This window comes from Pseudomonas sp. M5A4_2d (assembly GCF_053345295.1).
This window is the reverse complement of sequence record NZ_JBKEZW010000003.1, coordinates 554,792-562,983: the sequence shown is the minus strand read 5'-3', so window position 1 is coordinate 562,983 and position 8,192 is coordinate 554,792. Positions and strand designations below refer to the sequence as shown.

Sequence of the window (8,192 nt, the reverse complement as noted above, 5' to 3'; positions counted from 1 at the left end):
TGAAGGGCGGCTAAGCTGTAAGCTCTTATCCAGTTAGGGGTTTATATGGCTCGCCGTCCTAGGGTTTTACTGCCGGATATCCCGTTGCATATTATTCAGCGGGGAAACAATCGGTCTGCGTGTTCTTACTCAGACGAAGACTACATTTTTTACATTGATACATTAGCCGTGCTTGCTGAATTGTATGGCTGTAAAGTTCACGCATTGTGCTTGATGACAAATCATGTTCATTTGTTGTTGACTCCCAGCTGCTGCGCAGGGGCTGGCTTGCTTATGAAGGGACTGGGGCAGCGCTACGTTCAATATGTCAATCGAACATATCAACGAACGGGCACGTTGTGGGAAGGCCGTTTCCGCTCCTGTTTGGTTCAACAAGACAACTATGTTTTAGCTTGCTATCGATATATCGAAATGAACCCGGTCAGAGCCGGTATGGTTGCTCATCCGGGCGACTATCGCTGGACCAGCTATAGGGCAAACGCATAGGGCGAGCTATCAGGCTTTATAAGTCCGCATGCTGTTTATAACGAATTCTGTAGCGGCACCGCGCAACGAGCCGAAGCTTACCGGTCTATATTCAATGATCGACTTTCACTTGGGCTGATAGAACAAATTCGATCTTCTATAAACGGTAATTACGTTTTGGGCGATCAGAAGTTTGCGTCCGAGATCGCGCAGGCATTAGGTAAAAGAGTTTCGCAGGGCGTGTCAGGACGCCCAAAAAAGTATGAGTTAAAAGAATAGTGGTCTGACCCCTATTTTCCCGCATTTAATAGAGCGAAAATGATCATGAATCACGTTTATATGCGACATAAAAACGATAGACGCTTGGTTCTGTTATGCGATAAAAATTACAATCCCATTTCAGAGGAATATATTGGTAAAAACGAACCAAGAAGCAAGGCTTTTTATGTTGGGTTTTGCGACGGGTTTATCGGGGTTTATTCCTCAGTTGAAGGGCCGGTTTTATTTATAAATGATTGCAAGTATTTATTTGCTGATCCCTCATGGAATATTCGGGTTCAAAGAAATTTAGGTGTAAATGAAGTTAGTTTCGTCGGTTTAGGTCAAAGCAGCCTTGTATTCGAATATTCAGCTGTGGAACTTGATCCAGTAGATCCATGGTCAGAGGAGAAATTCGATGATTTCTTCATCTGGCTAACAAATAAGAGGCACGATCAAGAATTTATCGAAATGTGGACAGAGAACGATTAGAGAATAGGGGTCAGACCACGGTTTTTGCTTTTTATAGTTCGGCGGAGTTGCTCTTTAAAAATATGATTTATTTTTTGTAATTATTCTATTTTGTTAGCCTGGTGATTTGAAGGAAAAAATCGGGTTCAAGCTACGGCTTTTTAATTTAAGAGGGAATAGGGAGCAGGCCATATTTTTTAAATCAAGTATTAATAGTGGTCTGACCCCTATCTTATGCTATTTTATGCCTATTTTATCGTGGTACCTCAGTTACGCTCATGAACTCTAAATATCCTAAAGCTCAAATTGCTGTGGATGGGGATCGTATTATCACGGTTGTTAATCCGGTAAAGAAAAAATGACGATAGATAATTTGATTGAGCATCTTGATAGATTTGTGAGTGGTTCTAATATTTCGGTTCAATGGGCAAAAGATACGGAAACCCTTCTGGATGAAATTGAAGAAAATGAAGGTTTTGGTAAGTTTGAAAATCTCTTTGATGAGCTGCAGGAAAAGCTCTCGCTTTATCGGCCTGGAGGCGGCGAGCATCTTATAGATGAGTTCGAAATGAAACTGTTTTGTGTAAGGGTTGTTTCAGCACTTTTAGAAGCGAGGTAGGCAATAGGGTCAGTCCGATATTGTCCTGCTGTAAAATGGTGCAAAAGGGCCGGGTTCTGCTGGTACGGGCACGACCGCGGGTAGTGATGTTGCAAGTACAACGCCTAAAGCTGGTGTTTTTTGGAATAAAACAACAGTTCTAGATAGGACTGTCTATCAAGGCAATAGGGGTCAGACCACGGTTTTTGCTTTTTATAGTTCGGCGGAGTTGCTCTTTAAAAACATGATTTATTTTTTGTAATTATTCCAATCTGTTGGCCTGTTGAAGGGCGGCTAAGCTGTAAGCTCTTTTTCAGTTAGGGGTTTATATGGCTCGCCGTCCTAGGGTTTTACTGCCGGATATCCCGTTGCATATTATACAGCGGGGAAACAATCAGTAGAGAAAGGGGAAGGATTTATTTAATTTTCCGAGCCCTTTGTTGCTTAAATAAATCTGTCCCCTTTTCGCCTATAACCGCTTGATATGTGAGCCTAGGAGTCGTCTTGAAAATACTTTTGTTGACCCTTTTTTCTGCTCTATTGCTGAGTGGCTGCGGCTCTGCGCGCTATGAGAAGCCTATCCCCTACGACCAGGCCACCACCGCACGTATCCGTCTTTTTGGGAATAACGGCTTGCCTGTCGCCATCAACCCCGGACAAGACTGCGCGTCGAGTAAAGAACCTCTTTTTGCCTACGGTTATACCGTTGCGGATAAGGTCAATTCCACCTTGGGGCAACACACCAAGCGAAGTGTCGGAATGCCCGCCTCCTGGAGGAGCGAGCACCTGAGCTATGGCGAGTCTTATGCCGAGTTTGTGATCCCTGCGGGTGTGCCGTCTGTGGTTGTGATGAAGATGGTTGCCGCCGAGGCGTCTTGTGTGCCTGATCCACGTGTATTTGTTCCTGAGGCGGGTAAAGATTATGAGGCGTACCTATACAGGCAAGACTGGCAGTGCGGTGGCGTGATTCGACTGCTCTCTGATCTGGAGACGCCTGGTGCTATCGCACACGTTCCGTCGAATAGTTGCGGGAGAAAATAAAGGTAACTGGCGGGCTGGGCCGGCAGCTGTTCATGCTTTTCGCGCAGCGCCAAGGTTGCATAGGCGACAGGCCACTTTTACTGCCCAGGCGTGGCCCGCACCTACTCACTGCCTCACCGTTAACAGGGCAACTCGTCAGCCGCCCTGTCGCGGTCAGTTGACGCTGTTAAGTCTGCGAATGATGACATCCAGCAAATCACACCCATCGCGCAGCGGTATAGCCAGTAGTTGAGCGAAGTCTTGAAGCACCACAGCATCACTGCTGAGTTGTTCGCGGAAGGCCAGGTTTTCCAGCAGTTGCGTGACGGCGCGAATCCGGTACGCGGCGGCGTCGTGGAGCACGTCGAGGGGCGCGCTGGTGTCGATAAGCAGAGCGGGGACGGTGCAGTCGTGGCCCGTTAGGGGCATGTATTGGTTCATTTTTCAGTACTCTGTTGGTGGATTAAGCCACCACGCATTCGTCGCCAAACGAATGGGTGGCAGCTGTACGCAGGTTGGCGAACCGGAACAGAGTAACCGGCAGACCCGAAGGTCTCCCGCGCACAGCCGCCATAACATGCACAGCTTTGCGGGTGCAAAAACACCTGCATGGAAGCGGGTTGCTTTTGCACTCTGTTGTCAGGTCGCCAAACCTGATCGCCATATGGGCGACGGGCCGGACTATAAGCCCCGCACCCAAACCCACGCAAGGCATCAACGCCCTGACTCAAACCCCTGCGTCCTATCCCCAACCCCCACCGACGCCAACGCTTCCCGCCGTCTGCTCACGGGTATTACGCAAATCCCCAGTCGTTTCGGGAAGCGTCCTACCGCAAAAGGAACCATTTCCCTCAAGCCCGGGTCTTTACCCCGCCCACCCGCAACCGGTCGGGCTGCATGGACTGCAGCGTTTTCAAAATACATTAAGGACTAATGTGAACCTCGCCTCCCCATTCCCTTTTCTGCCATCACTGGCTGCGGTGCGATTGCTCGCGCCTGTGGTTCAGCAAAGCGCCTTGAGGGAGTGCATTCGGATCATCTGATCCTTCGCTCAGCACACCTACGGCCGCCGGGCTTATTGGCGGCTTTTACTGTAGTTCATGGAGTTTGAAATGAAGCGTAAGCCGTTCCAGAAAACCCTGCTGGCCCTGATGGTCAGCGCAGGCGCCGCACAGGCCAGTGCTGTGGAATTTGATGTGAGTACCGGCCAGAACGCATGGTCGTACCAGAACTTCAACGAGACCGTGACGCTGGTGGGGACACGCAATATCGTCGCCACTGAGCGCAAGACCGACGGCGCCAGCGTGGCCGATACCAACATCCAGGGCGCGTTGATCAACTATGCCAATTTCAACCTGGATGGCAGCGGCCGCAATGTGCGCGGGTTTGTGGTGGATGGCGCGCTGGATTCAGACCTCAGGAACCGTGGCGGTTTCATCACCGGCGGTATCGTTCAGGCCGGCACCATCAATATGTACAACCAGATCTGGGCCGAAGGTTTTGAAGTGGGCGCGGCCATGGTCGGCGGTAATGTGGTCAACACCGGCACGATCATCGCTGTCGATGTACCGGGCTCCGGGCCGGAAAGCGACGCGGAAGGCATCTACCTCAATGGCACCACGGTTGCCGGTGATGTGATCAACTCGGGCCTGGTGGATATCACCTCGTACTACGGGTATGGGTTGATTCTGGATACCCACAACAATATCCCGGTGACGGTCGGCGGCAAGATTATCAACGCCGGGATTATTCGCGTCACGGGTGAAGAAGCGCTGGGCATGGTGATTGAGACCAAGACCAATGACCTGCGCATTGAGAACACGGGCCTGCTCTCGGTTACCGGTAATCAGTCACGGGCGGTGGCAATATACGAAGGCACTGTCGATTACCTGCAAAACACCGGCACCATCGAAGCCAAGGGCAGCAGCGCGACTGCTATCAACCTGCGCGGGGCGACCTTCACCACCGGCTCGCCGGTCGGTGCGCGGGGCATCATCAACCGGGGTGTGATCAGTGCCGACAGCACGGCGATCCTGGTGAACCCTGCCGAGCAGACCTCGCCCTTCGAGATCAACCAGCAAGCCGGGGAAATTCGCAGCCATTCCGGCATTGCGATTGACGGCGGCAACATGGCCTCGCTGATCTGGACCGGTGGCCGCATCCAGGGTGACGTGCTGGATGTCAGCTCGGTGAACATCGGCGGGCAAGCGGATTTCACCGGCCGCCGTATCAACGCGCCGGTGTCGGTTAACGCCGGTTCCCTGAACCTGTCGGCGCCCGGCACGGTGGTGAGCCGCGAGTTGTATGTGGGCAGCGGTGCGGGCGTGGATATGCGCCTGGGCAGCAACGTGGTGCCGACCACGCCTTACCTGACGGTCAACGGCGCTGCCACCTTTGCCCCGGGCTCGAACATCACGGTCAGCGCCAAACCCGGTGACTTCACCAGCACGCCTGCCGCCACGCAATACACGCTGTTGCAGGCCGGTAGCTTGCAGAATAACGGCCTGACGGTGGCCAGCGCGTCGTCGTTGCTCAATGTGCTCAGCTACTCGGCTGATGCGCAGACGGTCAAGGCCGTGGTGGGCGTGAAGAGCGATCAGCAAGTGCAAACCATGCTCGCCAGTGTGGGCACTGCCGAGCCGACCGTGGCGGCGGTCAACACCCTTAAAAACCGCGTGCTCGGCCAGTTGGACACCCAGGACGCGGTCTTCCAGTCGGTGGCCAATGCGCCCTCGGTGCAAGCGTTGGCGCAGGTTGGCGAACAGCTCAAGCCGGATGCCAACCGTGGCGCTTTGGATGTGGCGTTGTCGGGGCAAAGCGTGGTCAACGGCGCGATCTTCAACCGCCTTACCGACCAGCGCGAAAGCCGTCAAACCGGCGGCGTGTGGGTGCAGGGCCTGAGCAGCAACATGGACCAGGACGGGCGCGGCGGCGATAACGGTTACTCGGCCAACAGCAGCGGCATGGCGGTGGGTGTGGACGGTCGCTTGAACGACACCACCACCTTGGGCGTGGCCTACAGCTACCTCAATTCCAACATCCACTCCGACCTCGGTAACAAGACCGACGTCGAGGGCCACGCGCTGTCGCTGTATGGCAACTGGGCGCTGCAAAACTGGTTTGTCGACGGCAGCCTCAGCTACGGCCACAACGACAACGACAGCAAACGCCATGTGGCAGGCACCACGGCCAAGGGCAGTTACGACAGCAATGTGTTGGCAGCCAGCGTGATCGGCGGCTACAGCTTCAAGCCGTCGCAGGCGGTGGTGATCGAGCCGCGCGTGGCGGCGCGTTATGCCAACGTGCGCATGGATGGCTTCGACGAGAAAGGTTCGGCGGCTGCACTGAGCACCCGTTCGCAGCGTTATGAAGTGGGCGAATTGGGTGCCGGTCTTCGCCTGGCCGGCAACGTGCCGATGGGCGCGGGTAGCCTGCAACCGGAAGCGACCTTGATGGCGTACCACGACCTGATGGGTGATCGCGTGGCGCAAACTTCAAGCTTCGTGGCAGGCGGTACGGCGTTCACCACCACCGGCGCTTCGGTGGCACGTGACAGCTATGAAGCCAGTGTCGGGGTGAATTACCAGGTCTCGGATTTCACCGTGGGCGCCAGCTACACGCGTCAGGCGCGCAGCGGGTTTGATGCCGATGGGGTGATGCTAAAAGCGCGTTACGCGTTTTAAAAAACTGAGCGCCTGGCCAATGGGCCGGGCGCTTCATGTCCCTTTCTCCCATTACGGAGCAAAAACATTATGAGTGATTCACTCGCGGCTACCGGCACGTTCAACTTGGCCAGCCGCAGCAACCGACTCATGGGTTTCATGGTCGACATGGCCGTGGTTTTTTTCATTTTGCTGCTCAAATATCTAATGGTGTCGCTGGCCATGCGTTTCTATTCGACGTTCGGGCACATGTTTTTTCAGGTTATCGACGCCGTGTTAACGCTGTTGGCCTTCGGCTATTTTTTGTTTTGCGATGCTTTGCCCAAAGGTCAAAGTCTTGGCAAACGGCTGTTCAGCATGTCGGTGGTGGGATACCCCTACGCGACGAACTGCACGCCGTTCCAGTCGTTCCTGCGCAACGCGTGCAAAATGTTGTTCAGCCCACTGGATGGCTTTTTGGTGCTGTTTGGGCTGCGTCGTCGTTTGGGTGACATGTTGGCCAAGACAATCGTGATCAACGCCTGAGCACACGCGTTATCGCCAAACCCCTGTGGGAGCGGGCTTGCCCGCGATAGCGGTAGCCCAGTCGATACCTCAAGTGACTGACACACCGCCTTCGCGAGCAAGCCCGCTCCCACATTTGGATCTGCGTCTATCAGATTGGCCGCACTCTGCCCGCTACATAAGCCAATACCACAAGACCACCTAGCGCCGCCAAACCCCTGTGGGAGCGGGCTTGCTCGCGAAAGCGGTAGACCAGTCGATTTTTCCAGCGACTGACACACCGCCTTCGCGAGCAAGCCCGCTCCCACCTTTGGATCTGCGTCTATCAGATTGGCCGCGCTCTGCCCGCTACATAAGCCAGTACCACAAGAACAGCTAGCGCCGCCAAACCCCTGTGGGAACGGGCTTGCTCGCGAAAGCGGTAGACCAGTCGATACCTCAAGTGACTGACACACCGCCTTCGCGAGCAAGCCCGCTCCCACCTTTGGATCTGAGTCTGTCAGATGGCCGCACTTTGCCCGCTACATAAGCCAGTACCACAAGACCACCTAGCGCCGCCAAACCCCTGTGGGAGCGGGCTTGCTCGCGAAAGCGGTAGACCAGTCGATACCTCAAGTGACTGACACACCGCCTTCGCGAGCAAGCCCGCTCCCACTTTTGGATCTGAGTCTGTCAGATGGCCGCGCTTTGCCCGCTACATAAGCCAGTACCACAAGACCACCTAGCGCCGCCAAACCCCTGTGGGAGCGGGCTTGCCCGCGATAGCGGTAGACCAGTCGATACCTCAAGTGACTGACACACCGCCTTCGCGAGCAAGCCCGCTCCCACCTTTGGATCTGCGTCTGTCAGATGGCCGCACTTTGCCCGCTACATAAGCCAGTACCACAAGAACAGCTAGCACCGCCAAACCCCTGTGGGAGCGGGCTTGCTCGCGAAAGCGGTAGACCAGTCGATTTTTTCAGCGACTGACACACCGCCTTCGCGAGCAAGCCCGCTCCCACCTTTGGATCTGCGTCTGTCAGATTGGCCGCACTTTACTGGGCTCGGCCGCGGGGGCGCTGCATGTTGTTCGACCCGTTGCCCGCCGCAAAATGTCGGTGCACCTGGCTTGAGCTGTCGTTGGGGTGGGCGTTGCCGTTGGGCGGTGAATGTCTTCTTGGCAGCAAAACCGCTTGAGTACACAGGGCAACCCCGTAAAATGTTGCGGCATTAGC

General features: G+C 54.7%; 7 protein-coding genes. 6 read left to right on the top strand and 1 reads right to left on the bottom strand.

Annotation, left to right across the window (positions count from 1 at the left end):
• Positions 1–45 precede the first annotated feature (45 nt).
• From ACLBW8_RS13040 to ACLBW8_RS13025, 4 genes are all read left to right on the top strand, one after another.
• On the top strand, positions 46–486 hold the full coding sequence (locus tag ACLBW8_RS13040; protein ID WP_237140873.1) for a transposase: 441 nt from the start codon (positions 46–48) through the stop codon (positions 484–486).
• Between the two features lie 303 nt (positions 487–789).
• The gene (locus tag ACLBW8_RS13035) at positions 790–1,215 is read left to right on the top strand and encodes a hypothetical protein (protein ID WP_169986739.1); all 426 of its coding nucleotides are present in this window, start codon (positions 790–792) and stop codon (positions 1,213–1,215) included.
• Between the two features lie 337 nt (positions 1,216–1,552).
• Positions 1,553–1,813 (top strand): hypothetical protein, encoded by a 261-nt coding sequence (locus ACLBW8_RS13030; protein ID WP_064450128.1) that lies wholly within the window; start codon positions 1,553–1,555, stop codon positions 1,811–1,813.
• A gap of 483 nt (positions 1,814–2,296) precedes the next feature.
• Positions 2,297–2,833 (top strand): hypothetical protein, encoded by a 537-nt coding sequence (locus ACLBW8_RS13025; RefSeq protein WP_169986737.1) that lies wholly within the window; start codon positions 2,297–2,299, stop codon positions 2,831–2,833.
• A 153-nt stretch (positions 2,834–2,986) separates the two neighbouring features.
• Here ACLBW8_RS13025 and ACLBW8_RS13020 read toward each other — a convergent pair whose 3' ends face one another.
• A complete protein-coding gene (locus tag ACLBW8_RS13020; RefSeq protein WP_017136667.1) occupies positions 2,987–3,241 on the bottom strand; it encodes a hypothetical protein in 255 nt (84 codons plus the stop codon).
• Positions 3,242–3,924: 683 nt separating this feature from the next.
• Here ACLBW8_RS13020 and ACLBW8_RS13015 point away from each other — a divergent pair.
• Both ACLBW8_RS13015 and ACLBW8_RS13010 read left to right on the top strand, forming a co-directional pair.
• The gene (locus ACLBW8_RS13015; protein WP_447805517.1) at positions 3,925–6,495 is read left to right on the top strand and encodes an autotransporter domain-containing protein; all 2,571 of its coding nucleotides are present in this window, start codon (positions 3,925–3,927) and stop codon (positions 6,493–6,495) included.
• A 105-nt stretch (positions 6,496–6,600) separates the two neighbouring features.
• On the top strand, positions 6,601–6,999 hold the full coding sequence (locus tag ACLBW8_RS13010; protein WP_447805516.1) for an RDD family protein: 399 nt from the start codon (positions 6,601–6,603) through the stop codon (positions 6,997–6,999).
• Positions 7,000–8,192 lie beyond the last annotated feature (1,193 nt).